Source organism: Arthrobacter sp. P4_F10, assembly GCF_056401435.1.
Genome location: NZ_JBFUJJ010000044.1, coordinates 1 through 20944 on the forward strand (window position 1 = coordinate 1; position 20944 = coordinate 20944).

General features: G+C 63.6%; 12 protein-coding genes and 1 pseudogene. 5 read left to right on the top strand and 8 right to left on the bottom strand.

Annotated features, from left to right (window positions below):
- The coding region (locus AC1DR1_RS21055) for an MFS transporter (protein WP_476993249.1) at window positions 1–402 on the bottom strand (402 nt) is incomplete at its 3' end.
- Window positions 403–542: 140 nt separating this feature from the next.
- Between AC1DR1_RS21055 and AC1DR1_RS21060 the strand changes: the two genes are divergently transcribed.
- Window positions 543–1415, top strand: a complete 873-nt coding sequence (locus AC1DR1_RS21060) for a ribokinase (protein ID WP_476993250.1) — start codon at window positions 543–545, stop codon at window positions 1413–1415.
- The gene (locus tag AC1DR1_RS21065; RefSeq protein WP_476993251.1) at window positions 1412–1906 is read left to right on the top strand and encodes a GNAT family N-acetyltransferase; all 495 of its coding nucleotides are present in this window, start codon (window positions 1412–1414) and stop codon (window positions 1904–1906) included. The genes AC1DR1_RS21060 and AC1DR1_RS21065 overlap by 4 nt, the downstream gene beginning before the upstream one ends.
- 1241 nt (window positions 1907–3147) lie before the next feature.
- Here AC1DR1_RS21065 and AC1DR1_RS21070 read toward each other — a convergent pair.
- Complete coding sequence (locus AC1DR1_RS21070) at window positions 3148–3867, bottom strand: potassium channel family protein (protein WP_476993252.1); 720 nt, start codon at window positions 3865–3867, stop codon at window positions 3148–3150.
- Window positions 3868–4050: 183 nt separating this feature from the next.
- The gene (locus tag AC1DR1_RS21075; RefSeq protein ID WP_476993253.1) at window positions 4051–4251 is read right to left on the bottom strand and encodes a hypothetical protein; all 201 of its coding nucleotides are present in this window, start codon (window positions 4249–4251) and stop codon (window positions 4051–4053) included.
- 334 nt (window positions 4252–4585) lie between these two features.
- Between AC1DR1_RS21075 and AC1DR1_RS21080 the strand changes: the two genes are divergently transcribed.
- Window positions 4586–5875, top strand: a complete 1290-nt coding sequence (locus AC1DR1_RS21080; protein ID WP_476993254.1) for a flavin-containing monooxygenase — start codon at window positions 4586–4588, stop codon at window positions 5873–5875.
- A gap of 21 nt (window positions 5876–5896) precedes the next feature.
- On the opposite strand, the gene AC1DR1_RS21085 is transcribed toward AC1DR1_RS21080, so the two are convergent.
- A complete protein-coding gene (locus AC1DR1_RS21085; RefSeq protein ID WP_476993255.1) occupies window positions 5897–6664 on the bottom strand; it encodes a hypothetical protein in 768 nt (255 codons plus the stop codon).
- A 307-nt stretch (window positions 6665–6971) separates the two neighbouring features.
- Between AC1DR1_RS21085 and AC1DR1_RS21090 the strand changes: the two genes are divergently transcribed.
- Window positions 6972–7328: a winged helix-turn-helix domain-containing protein gene (locus tag AC1DR1_RS21090; RefSeq protein ID WP_476993256.1), complete on the top strand. Its 357-nt coding sequence runs from the start codon at window positions 6972–6974 to the stop codon at window positions 7326–7328.
- A 38-nt stretch (window positions 7329–7366) separates the two neighbouring features.
- Window positions 7367–7543: a hypothetical protein gene (locus tag AC1DR1_RS21095; protein ID WP_476993257.1), complete on the top strand. Its 177-nt coding sequence runs from the start codon at window positions 7367–7369 to the stop codon at window positions 7541–7543.
- Here AC1DR1_RS21095 and AC1DR1_RS21100 read toward each other — a convergent pair.
- From AC1DR1_RS21100 to AC1DR1_RS21115, 4 genes and pseudogenes are all read right to left on the bottom strand, one after another.
- A complete protein-coding gene (locus AC1DR1_RS21100) occupies window positions 7540–8007 on the bottom strand; it encodes a hypothetical protein (RefSeq protein ID WP_476993258.1) in 468 nt (155 codons plus the stop codon). The genes AC1DR1_RS21095 and AC1DR1_RS21100 overlap by 4 nt on opposite strands.
- A 1709-nt stretch (window positions 8008–9716) precedes the next feature.
- Complete coding sequence (locus AC1DR1_RS21105; protein WP_476993259.1) at window positions 9717–11930, bottom strand: 3'-5' exonuclease; 2214 nt, start codon at window positions 11928–11930, stop codon at window positions 9717–9719.
- The gene (locus AC1DR1_RS21110) at window positions 11930–18154 is read right to left on the bottom strand and encodes a DEAD/DEAH box helicase (RefSeq protein ID WP_476993260.1); all 6225 of its coding nucleotides are present in this window, start codon (window positions 18152–18154) and stop codon (window positions 11930–11932) included. The genes AC1DR1_RS21105 and AC1DR1_RS21110 overlap by 1 nt, the downstream gene beginning before the upstream one ends.
- Window positions 18155–18309: 155 nt before the next feature.
- A pseudogene (locus tag AC1DR1_RS21115) lies at window positions 18310–20944 on the bottom strand (hypothetical protein); the annotation flags it as partial.

Consider the following 20944-nt stretch of genomic DNA (forward strand, 5'->3'; position numbering starts at 1 on the left):
GGATACGCCCTGGAGGAACCTGCCGGCGATAACTAGCGGCAGGGTGGGGGCGGCGATGCAGAGGATGGTGCCCGCGCCCATGATCCCCAAGACCAGCAGGAGGGCGGCGCGGCGTCCAATGAAGTCGCTCCAGCGTCCGATGACAGGCCCGGCGATGGCGCCGGCGAGGAAGAACATGGACTGGACGGGGGCTGCGCTTTCGGGGCCTTGGCCGAAGGAGGCCGCAATCTGCGGCAGTGCCGGGGTGACCATGCTGGCGTTGAGCTGGAAGGACAGCACGCCGAGCAGCAGGGTGGAGATCAGCAGGGCGGCGCGGCGGCCACCGAGTTTGGTTTGGTCCTCGCCCGTTTGGTTTCCGACGGCGGTTGGCGGCGAAGTGGCGACTGTTGCTGGGGTGTTCACATCAAACTCCTTTGTTCTGCAGGTGGGCCCTGCCTTTAGGATGTGAGTTGTTATACAACCATGTATGACACACAAGTACAACCATGCCGTACACTATTTCCTAATCCAGCCGCCTCCGGCTCGACCCGATAGGACTTTTCATGAGCACTCGCCTTCCTGCCGTCACCGTCGTCGGCAGCATCAACCTCGACATCATCGCCACCACGGACCGGCTTCCCACCGCCGGCGAGACCATCGGCGGCGGTGTTCTTCAGCAGCAGCCTGGCGGCAAGGGAGCCAACCAGGCCGTTGCCGCCGCCCGGTTGGGCGGGAGCGCCCGGATGATCGGTGCGGTGGGCAGCGACGCCCAGGGCCGCCTGATGGTCGAGTCCCTTTCCGGCGCGGGAGTGGACACCACCGATGTGGCAGTGATCGACGACGGCGCAACGGGTACCGCGCTGATCGTGGTGGACCGCGACGGCGAAAACCAGATCGTGGTCTGCCCGGGCGCGAATTCCGGCTTCTCGCTGGAGGGTGTGGAGTTCTCGGCCGAGGAAACAGTGCTGTGCCAGCTGGAGGTGGGCCTTCCCGTGGTGCTGGAAGCGGCCCGGCGCTCGACTGGATTCTTCGTTCTCAATGCCGCACCGGCGATGGACCTGCCGGCTGGGCTGCTGGAGCGGTGCGACCTGGTGATCGTCAACGAGAGCGAGTACCAGCTGATTCCGGCCCTGGCCGACGCGAAGCTGGTTGCGGTGACGTACGGCAAGGACGGATCGGCGATGTTCGAACACGGGCGGAAGGTGGCAGAGGCTCCCGCTTCGGCCGTGACAGTGGCGAACACCATCGGTGCGGGAGACGCATTTTGCGCGGCCCTGGTCCTGGCGCTCCGGGCGGGGCTTCCTTACGACCGCTCGCTTGCGGTGGCGAATGCTGTCGGCGCGGATGCGGTGGGTGATCCCTCCTCCCAGCCCGCGCTGGCTCGCCTGGAGGAGTACGTTGCACGGGCGGCCGGAGCCGAGGTTGCTTGCCAGTGAACTTCGATTTCAGGCCTGCGGGGCCGGCCGACTATCCAGAGGTCCGGAGAATCACCCGGGACGCGTACCTCCGCGCTGGTCACTTCACCGCCGGGCACCCGTACATCAGCGTGCTGGACAACGTGGAACACCGGGCGGAGCATGCCGAGGTGTGGGTGGCCGAAGCCTCGGGCGCGGTGGTCGCGGCGGTGACGCTGACCTTCGCGGGGCAGCCCTACAGCGAGATTGCTCGCGACAATGAGCTGGAGTTCCGGATGCTCGCTGTCGATCCAGCTGTCCAAGGCAATGGGGTGGGACGCGCTGTTGTCCGCCGGGTCATTGATCACGCGCAGTCATTGCCGGATATCAGGGGGATCAGCATAACGAGTGCGACGTTCATGGAACGGGCCCATGGTCTCTACGAGTCCCTGGGCTTCCAGAGGGTTCCGGCCCGCGACTGGTACGTGCCCGGCGAAGACGTACTGCTCTGGGTGTTCCGGCTGGAGGTTTAAGGGCGTTTGCGAGCCTTCATAGTCAGAATCGACGCCGGCCCGACTCAGGGACCGGACATCGCCCTATCCTGAGGCCGCAAAGCAGCGCGTAGGTYGGGCAAGCTCCAACGGGCCGGCGAATCTCATCGTATTCGGCGGGCCGGGAGCGGCATTCCTCTTGAGCTGGTCATATTGCGCACATTTTCGGAAGCACGGACTTAGTTCACACACATCACAGGTCGGTGGAAAAGTCAGCAGGCACGTGGGGCAGCGATCAGGAAAGGCTCGCTACCTGTCTCGGCGGATCTCGTTATCACCTCCGAGGCCGTCCACCTCATTAGCGAGGTCGAGGTTTACGGGCGGATTGTCCGGGACTGCATGTGCCTGATCGAACGGAGGTGCGGGAACCTTAGGCCTTCGTGCCATGTCCGACTCCAAGTCAGAGCGTAGCCACACGCGAAGCGAGTCCCATTGGTGGGCGACAGAACCCGGTAACGGGTCCTGCCTTGCGATGGTCGGATTCTTTGGCCACGCAACCGTGCTAATGGGAGGTCCATCTGGGTCTGGGTTTGCCAGACTAAGTCCGGCAGCGGATGCCGCGCCGCGTGCTGCCAGGAAACGCATCCCGGTCACGTCGGGAACGAAAACGAGCTCGACATCTCGCTGATCCTCCGCCTGTGGGTCCATAATCGATCCTCCCCTCAGATTGTTTGCTCATCGACCGGTCTGTGCAAGAGGGCAGTTGGCCCTCATGCCCGCGAGTACACAGCAGGCGGAGGGCCACTCCTCACTTAACCCCGAGCACCTTCCATAGCGCTGCTGGGGCTGGCAGGTCGAGCCATAACCGGGAACCATCCACACGGCAGGAGACTTGCAGGCTTTCCAGCCCCTCCAAGATTGGCGCAAGCGTCCGGGCCCGCGCTTCCGAAAAGATACCCCACCTTCCGAAAATCATCACGGACCACGGCAACCGCGTTGGAATCTGCAATGTTCGGCCTATCTCTGACCAGGAACGCGAGATGCATGTCAAGTGCCTGACGTTCACGCTCACTCACGTAATATCCCTACCCGACGCAACGGCGCGGCGTGGTACTTAGCTCCGGGACAACGCAGGCTTCCCATAATTCACCTTGTGTCGCTTGATCGTCTCCATAACGCAGAGCCTAAGCGCCGATTCTGAACGGCGCTAAGTTGAAAAGACCCCCACCCCGACGGCGTCGGCATCGGCGTCGAGATAGGACTCTCCTCAATACGCGGTGGCATCAACCTTGCCGCTCCAGTAGAGAGGTGAGGCGCTCCACTTGATCCGATAGTCGGACCAACTCCACACGCAGGGGCGCCTCAGCAGCCTCAACCTCCGCAGCGGTATCCCTGGTCACTTGCTCCACCAGCCACGACGCCACCGAAGCCGTGACTACGCCTAAGACAGCAATGCCCCCGATCATGAGGCCAGCCGCGACGAATCGGCCCAACACCGTGACCGGGTAGTGATCTCCGTACCCAACCGTTGTAATGGTCGTCAAGGCCCACCACATGGCATCGCCAAAGGTCGTTATGTTTGCGCCCTCGGCGTTCTCCTCAGCGTCGAGGACGGCGAGTGCGCCGGCGTAGGTAAGTAGCACGGCAGAGCCTAGAACGTAGGTAAGGATGCGCCCCCGCAGGGCGCTTCCCGCCGCCCGGTGGACGACTTTGAGGAGAGTTACAAGGCGGAGCAGGCGCAGAGGCCGGAGGATGGGCAGAGCCAGGACTACGAGCTCGTGAAGGTTTCGAATGAACCATCTGCCCCTTAGTGGCGCCAGCGCGAGATTGGCGATGTAGTCGACAACGAACAACACCCATGTCACCCAGACGACCGTCTCAATCCATCCGGCATCTTGTTCTCGCAGGTTGCCAATGACTTGGACGGAGTAAGCCGCAAGGAACACGACAGCAGCTAGAAGGAGGGGCCATTCCGTATACCGGCGCCAGAGTTGTTGAGTCATAGGTGCATGCTAAATCACGGCAGGACCGACCACCGTGTCTGGGTGGAGGTGCAAAACGTGTTCGCACGGATGGCCGCCAGAATCTGAATCGTCTCCGCATCGGGAAGGCCCGAGTTGAGGACGGTGAGTGATGCGAGATACGCAGAGGTCATTTACTAGGGACTAGCTTTGTTCCGATGCCGGCTATCGCGCCATCGCGGCCGCCGACGCATAGACGTCGGCCAGCATCAGCCGATGCAACTTCCAGGTGATCGCAATCGGCCTCTTACCCGCGTGCTGGACATAGTCCACCTGTCCGAGGCACGTATAGGGAACGGTCAGACCTATCTGGTCTTCCGCCGAATTACGAGTAAAAATCAGGATCACCGAGATCGCGGAGTCCACGGATCACCTTGGCGGCGCGGGCGTCGTTGCCGGAGGAAAGGGTGTTCAGCTGCACGGTGTCATAATTGCCGCGCTTCCACTCACATCGTTGCTGCCTCTGCGGAGCCTCAAGTGGGCAAGTAGATGCGGGGCCGGCAGTGCGGCCCCCCGCCGTCGTCGGGCACCTGTACGTAGCGACGCTGCGGGCATACCTGCCAACGAAGCCAGCCCTGCACCTTGGCTACGGGAGAAGAACCATGGAGACACTGACGGCGACCGACGCGGAGAGGGCGTCTGCCCACACCGCAAGCGTGCCCCTGAAGACGCCCAGGGCCATAGCCGCCAGGAAGTAGCCATGCCGTCCCCCGAAGCAGCCGCCCGACCTGCGGATCCGCAAAGCGTCGACACCCTTGTCGTCGGGGCCGGGCAGGCTGGCCTGGCCACGAGCTACTGGCTCAGCCGGGCCGGCGTCGAACATCAGTTGCTGGAACGGCGCGAAACGCTCGGCGGGGCGTGGCAGGACCGGTGGGACGCGTTTTGCCTGAACACGCCGAACTTCTCGCTCGCGCTGCCCGGCATGCCGTATGACGGCCCCGCCCCGGAGGCATTCATGCCGCGAGATGACCTCATCGGCTATTTCCGGCACTATGCGGAGAGCATCGACGCTCCTGTCCGGACGGGTGAGGATGTCACGCGTATCGCGCCGGCGGATGGCGGCGGCTTCAACGTGGCCACGACCCAGGGCAGCTGGCGGGCCCGGAACGTGGTGCTCGCCACCGGCGGTTACCAGGAGCCGAAAATCCCCGCGCTGTCGGAGCAGCTGCCTGGCCACATCCTGCAACTTCACACCGACAGCTACCGCAACCCGGGCCAACTACCCGAGGGTGCCGTGCTCATCGTTGGCACCGGCCAGTCCGGCGGCCAGATCGCCGAGGAACTGCTGGCCGTCGGCCGCGAAATCCATCTAGCGGTGTCCACGTGCCCGGAAGCACCACGCCGGTACCGCGGCCAGGACCTCCTCTATTGGATGATGCAGCTTGCACAATTCGGCCCCGACTACGGACTGAACGGCCTTACCGTGGGTCAGTTGCCCTCCCCCGCGGCGAGGTTCGCCTGCAACCCGCTGGTGTCCGGCGCCGCCGGCGGCCACGACATCCATCTGCGGGACCTCGGCCGGCGCGGCGTCCGGCTGCACGGCCATTTGGAAGCAGCCGACGACGGCGACCTCGTCTTCAGTGATGACCTTCCGGAACGCCTGGGCCTGGTGGAGGCGGTGTTCTACCAGCGGATGAAGCCGATGTTCGACAGCTATATTGCCGCCACCGGCATGTCCGCACCGGAGCCGGAGCCGCCGCGCAAGGACCGCTGGCTTCCTTCGGAGCCGGCGCGGCTGAACCTCGAGGCCGCCAACGTCACGTCGGTCCTCTGGGCCACGGGCTACCGCCTGGACTTCAGCATCTTGGACATCCCGGTGCTGGACGAATGGAACTACCCCCGGCACCACCGCGGCGTCACCGAATACCCGGGCTTGTACGCCGTCGGGTTGCCGTGGCTGACCGGGCACGGCTCGTCTATCGTGGCGGGTGTGGGCCGCGATGCCGAGTACATTGCGCAGCACATCGCCGGGAACATCGCCGCCGGGTGAAGGCGACGGTCCAGAGGGGCGCTACCTCGTGCACGGCCCGTCGAAGTCCGCTGGCGCGGCGAGGCCGGCCGAGCTGAACCAGTCCCCGGCCCATGCCTGGACCGAGGGGATCGCGAGTTGCTCGGCAACAAGCTCCGGCGGCCCGTCGAACACGGACTTCCCCTCCTCCAGGAGGTCCGCGGCGCCGCTGCCGGCGAGGAGACCGAAGAGGGCAGGCTGGTCGAGGAAGGGAAGCGTCCCGCCGTCGCCATCGGTCAGCACGCCCCAGCGCGAGGTGAACAGCGAAAACTCCTCCGGAGGGTCCCCGTGGTCCACCACGAGCGGGCAGGCATTGCCGTCGAGCTGGATCCGCCGGTAGTTGGGCTCCGTTTCGTCGAGGGCCATCAGCTGGACGTCGTCCAGCCACGACAGCCAGACCGCTGTGCACTCTCCCATCCGCGGATACGGGGCGGCGGCGATGTAGCCGGCCTTGCTCACGTGGGCGGAGTGGCCAACGGCGATGTTGTGGAGCTGCCCCCGGACCAGCGGCAGTACCTCGCTGACAGGCTGGCGGTAGTTGGCGAATTTCCGCCGCATCACCTCGGCGCTTGAATTCGAGCCGATGGAGACCACCAGGGAACGGGCTTCCAGCGGTGCCGCGCCGGCTTGCGCGAGGGCTTCATCCAGTCCGGCTGAAAGCTCAAGGGGCCCGAATTCATTGCCGTCCATGACACCCGAGGCCCCTGGCGGGTCCCACGGATACAGCAGCGGATCGAGAGGGCCGGCGCCGCCGGCACTGCTCAGTCCCATGGAGTCAGCCGGGTGAAGCCGTCGGCATCCTGCTGGACTAATCAAGGTGGCCCGCTTTCATGGTCGGGACTTCCAGTGTCCCGCACTTTGGGGGAACCGGACCTTCGGCGCCTAAGGAGCCTGCCAGCCCGCGCCGCTTCGGCGCGAGGCCCATCCTGCGCGTGGGCTTTGTCCAACAAACGCGTCACACCCCGCGGTACGCTGAGATTCCCTAACAGACGCAAGCGCGGAATAACCTGCACGAGGACACCGTCCGGTTCCTGTCCCAGCCGGGGGAGGCCCCGCCCGGCTCGCCCTCCGGGTTGCCGTGTACTCCCGGATCGCCGAGGCTATACGCAACAACCTGCTGACGCCCGGCTCCATGCTCCCCACCGAAACGGAGCTCGGCGCAGACATGAAGGTCAGCCGCACCGTGGTCCGCGAGGTCCTGGTGCTGCTCGAAGAGGACGGTCTTATCCGGGCCCGCCGTGGCGTCGCCGGTTCGTCGCCGACGCCCTCCCCCGCATCGGCATCGGATCCGCCCTTCGAGGAAGTCCTTGGCGGCCCCGGACAGCAGGTGGAAATCAATCGCGTCCAGGTCGTGCGGCAGCCGGCCTCCGAGTTCGCTGCGCCGGCATCGGCGTCGAGCCCGGCGCCGCGTGCTGGCTCTGGGAGTCAGTCCTGATCCGCGACGGCGAGGCCATCGCGCACCTGCAGGAGAACATGTCCGCCGGACCGGTCCGCCTGGGCAGCGGTTCCGGGGCGCCGGCACCGCTGGAGTTGGACGACGACGGCGGCACAACGCTGCTCACGACGCTCAACTCCCGCTTCGGCCGGGTGATCGGTCCCGACGAGTGCCCGATCAGCCTGCGCCGGGCCAGGCCGAGCCACGGCCATTAAGCTATGAGTCTTGCAAGTGAGCGAACCGCGTTTGTGAACTGCTCGAAGCTCAACCGAATGTGACCATTTTGCAGGCCACCGGTGCTGCGGACGAGCTCGTTTGCTTTGAGCTCAAGCAATTCATCCGGAACGAAGCGTGGTTTGGTCCGGCTCACCCATGGCCAGCGATCCGCCTCATGACCTCGCTCGTCGACGTAATCCTTGGGCAGGTTTTCCGGCTCTGAGGTCACTTCCACGACGGCGTAGCAATCCCTGGTTTGGGCACAGATCAGGACGAGGTCCCCAGGCTTAATGCTTGGCCGCCCCTTGCCTTTTCCTTTTTGGGGGCTACCGAAGAACCGCTCGCTGCGCCACTGGTCCAACGCGGGGGCCCCGTACTCGGATTTCAACCAAAGGGAACGCTCACTATCACGGGCATCCAACAAAAGTTGCTCCACAAGCGCCAGCCCGGAAACACTGTCCATACCACCTAAGGAAGGTCTTGCTGCCCGGGTCAGCTGCTGCGCCTGTGCGTGAGGTCGTCCTCCGTTATTTCGCGGCTCGACCAACTCTCCATGGCCACCTTGACGGATACGACCTGGGCAGCCCCCAACTCAACACCCAGCTCCACGTTTGGCGCCGCTGAACTACCAAGTCCGGCGCCAGTAAGGTTTGCCGATCCGAGGAAGCCCGGCCGCCGACAACGAACGTCTTAGCATGCAATCTGTCTACGTGACGAACGTTGACACCACCGTGCTTGAGTTCCGTCAAGCCATCTGTCCGCAAAAACCCGTTTGCCACGGCGCTGGGGTCAAGACACGTAAAGAGCTGCCACTCGTAGTCTGATCGGCAGGCTATCTGCGCCAACCGCCGGCAGACGTCGTAGGACAGGTAGGGACTAGCCAGTAGTACGTCTCCATCGACGCGCTCGATGGCTTCATACAACCAATCAGCAGCTTTGGTGTGGACTGCACCTTCATTCATCACGATGATGACGATACTTTGACACATCTTCAGGGCAGGCCATCGCTACGCCATGCCCTGCCCCATAACCCGGGCCACCGCGCTACCGCCCGTATGCCGGTCTAGCTCTGCTACTCTCGCGGCTATGCAACAACGCGAAACTGGCTTCATTGCTCAATACGACAGCGGTACATGCACCCTGTGCAGCCAGCCGATCGAGGCTGGCCAGGAAATCGCGACCTCTTGGTCTGGACGGGTGACGCGTTACCACCACATCGAGCCCTGCCCGGGTGCAGCTCCCATCACGTGCAGCATCTGTGGCGACAACTGGTGGAAGTGCGGCTGTCCCTGACAGATTGCGCTGGCCAGGCTTTGAAGTACTGCCTACTCATCGACGCAGAATTTCCCACTACCGACGCGCCCGTGGGTCCCGGGACGTAGTGGCCGGACCCTCAGCAGAAGAGCTGCCTCCGCGTGTACAGGTTGGGTGCGCGGGATCTCTGTGCGCCAATGGAATCAGTGCGGCCYGTGACGTTTCTCCTGTTCAGGCCCCTGCGGCGACTAGGAATGCGCCCAGTTGAGGAAACATGGCCGGCCTTAATGGCTGGACTGCTGGCTGAGGGCAACCAAGGACACGCTGGTCACGGTCACCTACAACAACCCAGAACGACCGGGAGGGTGGCGAACATGACCTTGCAGGATGCCATCGAAATGATGGGCACAACCGTTACGATCTCGGCTGAGAGCGACGGGGCACTTGCCTCAGCCGTTACCAAAGGCCGAGTGGCGAAGCATCGGCAACTACCTCACAAACGGGCCATCACGCCCGCCGCTGGAGCCCATGGAAACATCTCGCTGCGCCCAATAACTGCGATGTTGGAACTCGCACGCGGCACTGCCCTTAGTGATGATCCTGGGGTCGCAGCATTCGCCCGCCGCTGGTCCACCTGGGAACCAACGAATGAGGCTCTTGGGTTGTCTCGTACCGCCCCACGGCGTACGCGTCAAGATAAAGCCCAGCTGGATGTTTCTGCCGAAGAATTTTTCGCTATGGCGACCAACGTCGAATATGCGACCCTAGCCGAATTCAGTGGCCAGCAGGGTGGCCGCGCGATGGGTACAAAACTTACTTATCGCCCAACGCGCGGTGGCAACCTGATTCTGCCGTATGGCAGCCTCATAACACGTTTCGAGCAGAGCCGCTTTACCTCCACCGGACTTTGCAAGCAGCCTAAACCCCTAAAAGCTCGGACGGTTTCCCGCTCCACGAGACCACCAATTCGTCCCGTGCCCGCGTCGCCGCCACGTACAACAACGACCGTTCCTGCAACAGGGCATCCGATTTCTCGGCCTCGCCGAGATCTTTGAGCGCCCAATGTAGAGGCATATTCGCCTCCCCCACTCCGAAGAGGATGATTTTGGAAAACTCCATGCCCTTGGCTCGGTGCATGGTCATCACAACCGGCTCGCCAGGATGGGCCTCTTTTTCACCGGAGACTTTCTGGGCAGAGACTCCACGCTCAAGCAGTCCGCTGACGACAAAGTCCACCTGCTTGCCCGAGCGCACGAGCACCCCGACGGTCTCCGGCGCGAATTCTGGATCGGTTGTCCATGCCTTGATCCAGTCGGCGGCATTATCGAGCTCCTTCGAGAGCGATTCCTTACCCTCGAGCTGGGGGTGCGGCCCGCTTCTGGCCGACCGGTAGTCTGCGGATTCCTCCGCGGTGTCCTCGATGTCCGTGAACGGAATCCCGGAGAGGAGCCCGACGGCGAAAGCGAGGTTTTGGGCCGTCGTCCGGTAGTTGAGCGTCAGGCGCCGCGAGCGCCCCACGATCTGGATACCGAACCGGCTAAGGGGCACCTTCTGTCCATAGATCCGCTGGTGGGAGTCCTCCGCGATGAACATGTCGTTGGCACCAGGCGCCACAAGTGCTCGGAGCAGGGGCCAGTGCCCAGCGTGAAAGTCTTGGGCTTCGTCAACAATGACGTGGTCGAAGGGGCGGTCCCCTCCCCCAGCGGCCCGATGCTGAAGGACCTCTGCGGCCAGCGCCGCGAGTTCAGGGTAACTCACGGCTCCCTGGCTCCGACAGATCCGCCGATAGGCCTCAATGACTTTCCATACTTCGATGCGCTTCGTCCGATTCAAGGCCGTGCCGCGACCGCCTCGCGGAACGGTCAGGTACCCGTCCCTGTCGGTCACGGAATTGGCAAGGACGATGGACAGGTACTCCTGCCCCAGGAACGTCGGGTTTGCGAGTGCAGGCTCGAGCTTGTGTTCCACCTGTTCAAGCGCCTCACCCCATTCCTTGTCATTGGACCTACTCGTCGCCGCGGCATCGGGGGTCCCGAGCACCGCGTTAAATGCCAAGGAATGTTCCTCAGGCGAGGCCTTGGACCAGACCTGGGCGGCGACAGAGTCGATGCCGGCGACAGTCACGGGGGCTTCGCCAAGCTTGTCGCTCTGCTTCAGTCCGGGATCGAGACGCCCCAGGTTCTGGGCAAGACTATCGGCCAGCGTCTTCGTGAATGTGGTCAGAAGGATGCGCGAGTCCGGGTACTGGTCCGCCAAGTGCTTGGCGCGATGGATCGCCACCACAGTTTTGCCCGTACCCGCCCCACCTGAAAGCCGGAAGGCTCCGTTGCGGTCCTTGATTGCGTACTGCGCCTGGGCAGGGTGCAGGAATACCAGCCAGTCCTGGAAGCTTTCGTTGTTAATTACGTACTCGAGGTCTTCGGACCCCTCGGCGTAGGTGAACTCGAGCTTCGAGGCAGGGTGCTTGAGCGCCTCGGCAAGCTTCTCATCCTCAGACTTCGTGGGGTCATCGAGATAGTCGCCAATCCCGAGGCCTTCTTTGACTTCCGGGAGGGACTTTCCTGCCTCAAGGTCGATAAGGGCAAGTCCCTGCCATTCGGGGACTGCTTCGTCAGTGACCACCAGTTCGAACGCTTCCACAGAAGCTGCCCCGATCGCAGCTGCGCCGGTCCGTTCGGGGATTCCCAGCTCCTCGAGGAGGTACGAGGGCGTGTACCCGGCCTTTTGGAGGCCGTTCTCATAGGCGGACCCTGCTGCTGCCGGGGGAACGACGACGACCGGTTGCGGGGGCGCTGATCCCTCTGCTGGTGCGCTGATGAGTTCCGCGATCCCGCTCACCGGGTTGACGGTCAGGATGCTCGTCTGCGCCTTCTTGATTGCCTCGTCGTGGTTGAAGGTGCCCGCGTAGACGTAGTGCGGCTCGGTCCCAGCGTTGAGCTTGAAGAGTACTGCCCGGAACTGCTGGTCGACGCGACCTGTGCGCGCCCGGGAGTCCTTGTAGGTTTTCATCGGCTCGATGTGGAGGCCCGGCGCAGTGTCGTCTTCCTGAAGCTTGTAGAGGAAGTCCAGGACCTTGCCTTTGAGCGATCCGTCGACCTTGTTGGCCCCCTTCATCAGGGTTACCGATGCCATCAGTCGTTCTCCTTAAATTTCAGTGCTTCCAAAATTTGTGCCGCATCGCCCTGCACCAGTGTCCAGCCGTCATACTCGCCGGCTGCGCTGAAAACGACAGCCAGTTTGTGCTCCGGCCAAGCGATATCCAGCGGCGTCCCATCCGGGAGCTCGTACCCTAGTTCCGGCAGGGGGAACCCGTCGATTTCTGCCAGCACTGCCAACAGTTCGCGTTCGGCGTGTGTCGCGATGTCCAGGAGGTCCTGCCATTCCGGCCGGAGGTGCTTACCCAGCGCTCCCGGTTCCACAAGGACCGGTACCGAGGGCATAGCGAGTGTAACCGCGCCGATGACCGGGGCTGTCCGCCTGAAACCGAGCAGGTTGCTCAGGCGTAGCCACTCTCGCCACAAATTCTTATATCCCGGCTGCGCCACAGCTTCGTCACGTCCATCGAGGACGAGCACGACGTCGGCGCTCACCATAAGCGGCGATGTGAGGTTTGCGGCGCACCGGAGAGGGCCGTCCGCGTACATCCATGCGCGCCCCACCCCCAGCTCGGGTGCAGTTTCCGGGTCATCCAAGGTGGCTTGCACGAAGTCCGGAAGTTCCACAACGGATCCCTTGAACGTGGTGCACTTGCCCAGCATGAGCATGGGGATGGCATCGGACAGGTCCGCCCATGCGTCCCTGTTTGGCTCCCGGATCCACTGCCACAGCTGGCTCATGGCGTCGGACTTGACGGCGGCAAGCAGCGCGGGCTGGAGCGGCGTCGTCCCGTTTTGCACGATGCTCGCCGCCTTGTCAGTGAACCACGGCGGCATCGACTTTCCGTCGCTGGAGAAGGCATCGATATCCTCCCACGTGATGGCCCACGGAACCACACCAACGGCCCGAAGAGCCTCCCGCTTGGCCGCATCGTCGGCCACGCGGTTGTGCTCGGGGGACGCGTGAAAAACGTAGCCGTCGGTGTAGATCGCAATCTTCGGAATGTTTGGATCCGCCGTCGAGAGGACGAAGTCAGGTCGCGTGCCGTGAATGTCGACCTGAGGCTCGAGCCACCAGACGTGTTTGGCGCCCGGAAGGCGGAACTCCACCTTGTCCGCGCGCAGACCGGGGGTGACTTTGACATTGGCACCGGCGGCGGACAGCCGGTCCACGAGCGCCTTGCGGAACTTGACCTCGAGGTGTGATTCCAGAGCTGGCGCAGGCGGAGGAACCTTGGTCACAGTCCAGCCCTCGAAGCTGGGATCACCATCGTTCGAAACCCCATCGTGCCCGGCCAGGATGCTGCGCAGGAGCCGCTCCGCGGTCACGCGGGCCACCTTCTCGACGTGCCATGGGGACGCGAAGGGAAGGAGGCAGCGATGGCAGGCCAGGCGCTCCTCGTCGCGACAKTCGCAGTTCCGCACCACGTCCCACGCGGCCCGCAGGAGGTTCCATACCTTCTCCGGCTCGGCAAACTCGGCGAGGTAGCCAGTGCCGCCGGGGACTTTGTCGTGCAGGAGCAAAGAGACGGCGGTGCCACCGTCGGCAGGCTCGTTGATCGGCACGGCCGCGATGTGGTCGGGGGATCCGCCGATCACTTCGCGGAGGCCGAGGAGCAACGCAGCGGTCAAGCTGGGGAGGGCGAAATCATCGCCCATGACGCGCCCGGCCGGGAGGCGGAGGGCAACCCCCTGCGTCGCGAGGACACGTGCGAGGGCCACCTCTGCCACGTGCTCGTCACTGGACTTCCGGTACTTGCACCAGAAACGGTGCTCATCGGGGTTGTTCGCACGTCCGGCGGAGTCGAGCTTCCCGCAGTACGAACAGACACGGAACAACGGCGCCTTGGACTCGTTGCCAGCGATAATCCGCGGCGCGGCATTGGCAGACGCACGTCCCAGGTTGAGCCACCTGAGCTGGACCCGGTTCGCGTACTTGGCGCCGAACTCGAAGTCCTCGAGGAACCATTCCTGGGTGACGTGCTCGGGATCGATATCCGCTGCGAGAACGGTGTTAAAGCGTTCTTTGACGCGCTGGTCGCTGCGATCGCCGATGGCCACCTCGTCGCGGCGCACCTCCGCTGAGACGTTCTTCATGACCACAACATCGAATTGCTGGCTGACGTCGGAGATGCCGCTGAGATTGCACCGGCCGCATGCCTTGACCGGACCTGCGGCGTCCACGTCCATGTGCATCCACCCGCACTCCGGGCATGCCTGCCAGCGCTGGATGTGGCTCTGCTGCGGGCCGAGGTCCACGGCGTCGATCTTGACTTCGAGACCACGCGAGTAGAACGTCGCCCCGGGGGCAAGCTCGTTAATCGCGATAGCAGCGCCGCGCTGCAGCGAGATGGTCTCGGTGACGTAGTCCTGAGTTTCGGCTTCCTGCCAGGTCACGCCGATGTCGAGATTCACCGAGTCGTCGAGGAGCGTGTAGTTCGGCAGCAGCCCGTACTTCTCGAGCACGGAGATCCAGTACTCGTCGCGCAGGGCGAAGAGTTGTCCCCGCAGCATGCGCTGCGTGGCCTCGGCGGATTTGGGCGCCCGTTTGTCCTCGTCCGTCGCGGCGTTGGACTCAGCCATGACCTTGAGCTCAGGCATCGCTTTCTCGATTTCGTCGATCCGGGCCCTAAGCTCGTCGCAGTCGTCAGCCCACAGTCTGGCGGCCCGAACCACGTGCTCGGCGAGCTCACTTGATCCATTGACACGCGGCGCCGCCCAGTCCCGCAGTCGAGCCGCGCTGGCGGGAGCGAGCAGATCCCCGAACTGGCCGAGGAACTCGTCGATGTACTCCTCCGCGTTCGAGTGCGCCACGCCGATGAGATCGCCAAGGAAGGTTCCCGGTCCGTCCCCGGCGAGTGCGCCGGCGGCCTTGCGCGGATGCGGACGGCCAGCGTCGCGCGCGAACCGGTCCACCAGATGGGCGAGGTACTGCCGCTGCAGGATCTCCTCGGCGTCGAGAAATGTGGCAGGTGGGCGGACTTGCCCGTTAATCACAGACAGCGGGTCGTGGAGCTTGGGCAGGTGCTCTCCGCGCCCGCGGGCGTAAGCGATGACGAGTGAATTCCCTGTTAGACGGCCGGCACGCCCCACCCGCTGCAGGTAGGACGACACCGACGTGGGCAGCGAGGCGAGCATGACGCAGGAGAGGTCACCGATGTCGATGCCCATCTCCAGCGTGGGCGTCGCGACCAGGACATTGGGCGCCTGTGGGGTCTGTGTCGAGGCTTTGAACTCGTTCTCAACGCGCACCCGGTCCTCGTCGGGCAGCAGCGACGTGTGCTCCTTGGCGACCACGCGCTTGGGCTCCCGCGCCCCGTACAGCTTGAGGTAGAAATTCTCCTCCTCCGGCTGCCGCGCGAGCCGCCCGGGGCACCGGACATACAGGCAGTGGGCACCGTCGAGCTGGTCCACCACTGTTGCCGAACCTGGCGTGACCGCGCGGCACACGGAGCACGCGAGAAAGTGGCGGCCGGCCCCGAGGTCCTCACCGGCGGGCGTCTGGAGGAGGATCCGGTCGGTGGGGAGCGCGAAGATCGTGGCGCCGTCCTTGGCCTGCACGGTCTCGAGCACGCCCTGGCCGGCGAGCTGCCCGAAGAGGGCTTTGGCCACGAAAGTCGCGTCCGCTTTGGGGATGTTGAGGCACACTGCGGTCCAGCGCGTGTACCAGCTCTGGGTCTGGGCGATCGCGTCCATGTAGCCGGAGTCGCCGCTGCCGAGCCGTGGGAAGGCAGGCTTGGACCGGCCGGTGGGGAAGGCGGGCATACCCTCGCTGCGGCGCCGGCCGCCCCACACTTTCCAGCGCTGGGCCTTCTCCCCCGCCTCGACCATGTAGTCGTTGAGCCACTGGTGGCGGATGCCGCCTTGGGTGCGGATGCGTTCGACGACGCCGCGCACCCAGGCGAGCAGCGCACCGTCGTCTGTGAGCTGGTCATCGAGGCCAAGGGTGCCGGGCATCGCCTCGAGCGCGGTGCGGGCGGCGGAGAGCATCCCGGCGGGATAGCCGGCGTCGGTCTCGGCGACAATGCTGCCGGTGAGCTCGAGGGTGCGGCCGAGGCGGGACTGGAGGCCGAACTCGAGCGAGGCATCGAAAAGGACGCGCTTCTCCGCGTTGCGTGTCGCGTTGCGATTCTCCTGGGCCGTTGCCTTCGGATCCCAGTAGGCGCGGAACTGCGGCCGGTCGGCGTAGTCGGGGGCGATGAGCTGGTACTTGCGGACGGGCGTGGCGGCGTCCGTGATCGCCGTGTCGACCAGCTGCTTGAGGGTGGCGATTCCGCCGTCCGGTGCAGCGACCTCGAGCGCGTGGCGGAAGGCGGACCGCAGGGTGAGGATGTGCGAGCGGGCCTGAACGAAGCCGGCCCGGTGGGCGGCGTCCTGGACGCTGTCGGTGAAGACGAGGGCCTTCTTCTCACCGGAGTCGAGGCCGTCGGCGCCGAACAGGTTGGAAATGCTCACGGAGAGCATGGTGGCGATGGCGCTGCCGAGGAAGCGGATGCCATCCCCGGTCTGGCAGGCGGGGCAGACCTCGCGCTTGGAGTCGTCGTCGGCGTCCTGGCCGCGGAGCATGAGGACGGGGACGATGCGTCCCTCGTGCGCCTCGGCGGTGTCCTCGGCGGGCGGCTCGTGGAGGATGGCGCGGTTGACGGTGTCGAGCCAGACGAGGCTGTCGGCGATCTCGCCTTTCTCGGCACGGAGTGCATCCTCGTTGGGGGCGTGGATGAGGGCGCGAAAGCGCGGGTTGCCGGTTGCTTGCTCGCGGCGGATCTTCGAGTCGTCGTTCTCGAGGTCCGTTCCAGTAGGGCCGAGGACTGAGCCCCATCCGGAGCGGCCGCAGTGCCGGCAGTAGACCGCCGGGAGGTAGAGGGTCCGGTCGGTGTGGGGACCTTCATCCCCCCAGCGGTAGTGGTGCTCACCGTCGACGGATTTGTCGAGGCGGGAGAGCTCACGGACCCAGAGGTGTGTCTCGACGGAGATGGCGTCGCGGTTGGGTTCGGGGACCGCGCGGACGTGGCTGAGGAGGGCCAGGAAGTGGGCCGTGAACTCGGTGTGTCGCTCGGCGAGCGTCGCACGACGGCGCGGCCCGCCTGAGGTGTTGAACTCGCCGAGGACGCGCTCGGCGAGTTCGGTGAGGGCGACGGCGTCGCTCGCCTCTCCGAGGACTGCCCGGGTGAGCGGGTGGCGGCGGACGGCGTCGAGGAGATTCGCGGGCTGTTCGCCAAAAAGGAGCTGCGAGATGTGCTCAATGATGACTGCGTTGGGGTCATCGACCCCCGCGCCGAGGTCCGACTCGATGGCCTTGCCGGTGTCCTCGATGCTCTCGGCGACGCGAACCATCTCCGCTGCAGGATCCCCGTCCCCGGCCTCGCACCATGCACCAATGCTGAGGCGGGATTCGGTGACGACCGCGTTGTCGGGGAAAGTCTCGCCGAAGACGGTCTTGGCGAAGCGGAGCATGGGCTCGGTCTCGCCCTTCGCTCCGAGGGTCGCCGAGGTGGCAACGGGCGTGATCCGGCCGAGCGGGCGAGCCCGATCCTCCTCGCTGGGTCCGTTGGGGATGGTGCTGAGGTCCTCCGGCCAGTGGCTCTTGAGGGCGAGGCCGAGGCGGCGCAGGAGCATGGCGACGTCGGTGCCCTGAGCCCCGTCATAGGTGTGGAACTCATCGAGGACCACGTACTGCAGGGAGGTGGCGGACTGCTCCCAGATCGGTGCGTCCTCGCTGCGGAGCAGGAGCATGTCCAGCATCTTGTAGTTGGTCAGGAGGATGTCCGGGGCTTCGCTGCGGAAGATCTCACGGCTGTTGATGAGCCCGGCCGCGGAAACCTTCGTGAGCTTCTGGCCGTCCTTCTGACCGGTGTAGATTCCAGCAGTAATGCCGCCGAGTTCGGGGTTCTCGGTGAGCAGGCGGGCGAGGCGCTGCGCCTGGTCGTTGGCGAGTGCGTTCATCGGGTACAGGATGAGCGCCTTCATGCCTGTGGTGCCCGCAGCCTTGGCCCGGAGGACGTGATCGATGATCGGGTACAGGAACGACTCGGTCTTGCCGGACCCGGTGCCGGTAGTGACCAGAGTCGGTTCCGGCCGCCGGAATGACTTATCTGATCCTGTTGAAGCCGCTCCGGTGGTTGAGCTTGTCGAAACCCCAGGTTTCGACGTCAGCCGCTGAAAGGCACGCGCCTGATGCCCGTAGGGCGGGAACCCCTTGTACCAATCAAGGGAGTCGCGCCAGCCCTCCGCAGCCGCCTCGAAAGGCAGCCTCAGCCGCACAAACGGACCCTTGAAGATTCCCTCTTGCGGATCCTCCAAGAACCCCTGCAAGCCGCTTCGGGCGTCCCGGTCCGTGAGAGCGAAGGTTGTGGACAGGTAGTCAATCAACCCAGCCTGAAGGTCCTCGACCCGATGAGTCGGAAGGAGGACCGCCATCAGCTCTTCCCCGCCAGGAGCTTCTCGAAGCGGGCATAGGATCTACGCAACTTGTTCTCGCGATCTACAGGCATAAACGGTGGAGTAACCATGACCTCTCGATGAGACTGAGGATGCCGCCACGTCGCTTGGCCCTCAACCTCCGCGAGAGCTCGAACGGCGGCCGAAACGGACACGCCCTCTCGACTCCAAGACGCGGCTCGATCCCGCTTCCGAAGGACACCGAACATCGACTGGTATACGCCAACTAGATCGGCGATGCTCATGCCATAAGCCAGCGCAGAAATGACATCAATCTCGAGGTGGGCTTGCCATCGGTCGCGCTCAGTCCGCAAGGCCACCTGTTCGCTCCACGTTGGGTGAAGGCAAACAACAGAAGATTGGCTACTCGACGTCCAAGAATCTTCAAAAGCTTGTGCCCAGAGATCTGCATATGCTTCGGTGAGGCACACCATCCTAGCAACGCGAAGCCGAAGCTCACTCGCAAGCGGAAACGCGTTTGGAATTTGAATCCTTTCCATCAAATTCACCGACATATGGCTCTTCCCGGTTACTCGGACTCGGAAATCTACCACCAGCGATGACAGATAACCAAGAACTTCAAGCATTTCAGAAGCTGAGAACTCCGCCCCACCCGCAGACATCATCGAATTAACGTGCGTCACACCAGGGGGTATGATCGCCGGAATAAGTGTCCTGCTATTCGCCGGCTTGGTGAACTCGCGCCATGCCAAACGATAGTGGTCCCGTGGTTGCACTGGACCGAGCCGAGACTCCCAAATTCCAAAATCTGAATCAATCGAAGGTGACGAGATCAGCTTATAGGCTGTCAAGGGAACATAATCTGCGGACAGATCCTCCAGATCAATCACTTTGCTGGTTTGTTGCGCTGTAGTCTTTGGTTCCAGTTCATTGAAAACAGGATTCAACAATCCAATTTGCTGACTAACCAGAACCACTTGATCCCAGCCTTCAGGCCTCCCAAATTCAATCTCGATTTTGCCAGTTCTGCGCGCATTGGTCTCATGCCAGCCCGTTGAAAACGAAAGGCCAAGATCCCCAAATCGTCGCGCGTCCTTGAAGCACTCCAACGCATTTGACACGGCCACGTTCGCAGTGTAAATGGTGCGAGTTTCCAAAGGATTGTCGTCACCCAAGATCTGCGCCCATGCCTCCAGTTGCACGGGTCCGACCGCAACAATCCGCTGCCGATGAGGACGGCGATCAACTTTTCCCGCCTCATCCCTAGCTCCGGGAATATCACCTGAGCCGTCGTGCCTAAGCGAGCCGATCACGGTCTCCGGATGCACCAAGAATGATGCCATCAAGAACTCAGGACGAGGTCTCTCGACCCCGTATACAGCCGCACAATAAACCTCTTTAGCATCACACTCAAAGAGCTCCAACGTATTGGTGAACTGCCATCGCCGCCTAAGCCGCAAGTGAGCATTCCGTCGAAGCAATCCAAGTTTGTCGTCTACAAAAACTGATTCCGGATGCAGAAGGCCTACCACCCCGGACAAACGGCTCGCCCACCAAGTTTGCACCATGAATAGTCTGTAAAGATTCGGCTGGTCAGATACAGCTGAGTATGCGTGAGAATTCCGCGCATAGTTGGCTATGCAATAAACCCCGACCAGATCATCGACAAAGCGTGCTGGCCGCCCTTCAACGGAAAGAGTCCGTTCCTTAAAGACTTTCTCTTCGTCTTGGGTGAGGCCACTCCGCAGCTGCCAGCGCGGATCAAATTCTCCCAGAATGGAGTATTGATCGATAGTTGGCCGTACCCACGGAGGGTTACCGAGCTGAAGATCAAACCCACCACGACCGAAGGCCGAAGGGAAATCGAGCTCCCAGTGGAAGAATCCCTGGTCTCGAGCCACGCGGTCGCAGACAGAAAGCCATCGGTGCTCCGCGAGCAGAACTTTCACGTCCCTGGCCAATGCGAACTGGAGGTCTGCGTGCTCAGCCTCGTTTAGCTCGTCCCAGTTTGCGCCCGTACTCAGGGCCCGCTGGCCCACCATTCTGGACTCCTTGCCGGTCCGTCCGAGGAGAGCTTCCAGCACCTCGAGCCATTGGTCGAAGCTCGGCGGGACGGCTCCCTTCGTGGCTCGCTCCGTCAGCGGCCAGAACCACAATGCGTTCCAGGCGTCCATCACTCGACGGAGTCGCTGGTAAGCACCGTTTGGGTCGTTGATTGCCTGCTCGATCTCGGCGCGGGTCACGGCTCGTGTGGCTTCGACAGGCTCAACCGCCGTTTGCTTGCCGAAGTAGGCGATCTCCCGGCGGGCTTCCTGCTCTGCGATCTCGAAGCGGCGCAGCGTGAGCTTCCATAGGGACTCGACCCGACGGGAAAGATTAAGCAGGCGGTCAACCTGCTGCTTCGACGGCTTCAGGCGGACCGATTTGCGCCAGTTCCCAAGGGCCTTCTGCGCATCGGCCGCGAGGTCCTTGACCTCCTTGGCGTCGGATGCCGCGCCCCAGCCCTGTGCAGGGAGGAGGAAGTGGTGGACCCGCCCGACCACGGCGGGGTCGTCGTCGTCGGCCTCCAGCCCTGCGACCAGCCCCTTGAGGGGAGCGTCCTGCGGCGTCAAGGTGAGCCAGGACTTGTCCCTCACCTGCGCCGCCGAGTAC

Coding starts and splice junctions, on each gene's coding strand:
- AC1DR1_RS21060 (WP_476993250.1), top strand. CDS start 543: ATGAGCACTCGCCTTCCTGCCGTCACCGTCGTCGGCAGCATCAACCTC.
- AC1DR1_RS21070 (WP_476993252.1), bottom strand. CDS start 3,867: ATGACTCAACAACTCTGGCGCCGGTATACGGAATGGCCCCTCCTTCTA.
- AC1DR1_RS21080 (WP_476993254.1), top strand. CDS start 4,586: ATGCCGTCCCCCGAAGCAGCCGCCCGACCTGCGGATCCGCAAAGCGTC.
- AC1DR1_RS21085 (WP_476993255.1), bottom strand. CDS start 6,664: ATGGGACTGAGCAGTGCCGGCGGCGCCGGCCCTCTCGATCCGCTGCTG.
- AC1DR1_RS21095 (WP_476993257.1), top strand. CDS start 7,367: ATGTCCGCCGGACCGGTCCGCCTGGGCAGCGGTTCCGGGGCGCCGGCA.
- AC1DR1_RS21100 (WP_476993258.1), bottom strand. CDS start 8,007: ATGGACAGTGTTTCCGGGCTGGCGCTTGTGGAGCAACTTTTGTTGGAT.
- AC1DR1_RS21105 (WP_476993259.1), bottom strand. CDS start 11,930: ATGGCATCGGTAACCCTGATGAAGGGGGCCAACAAGGTCGACGGATCG.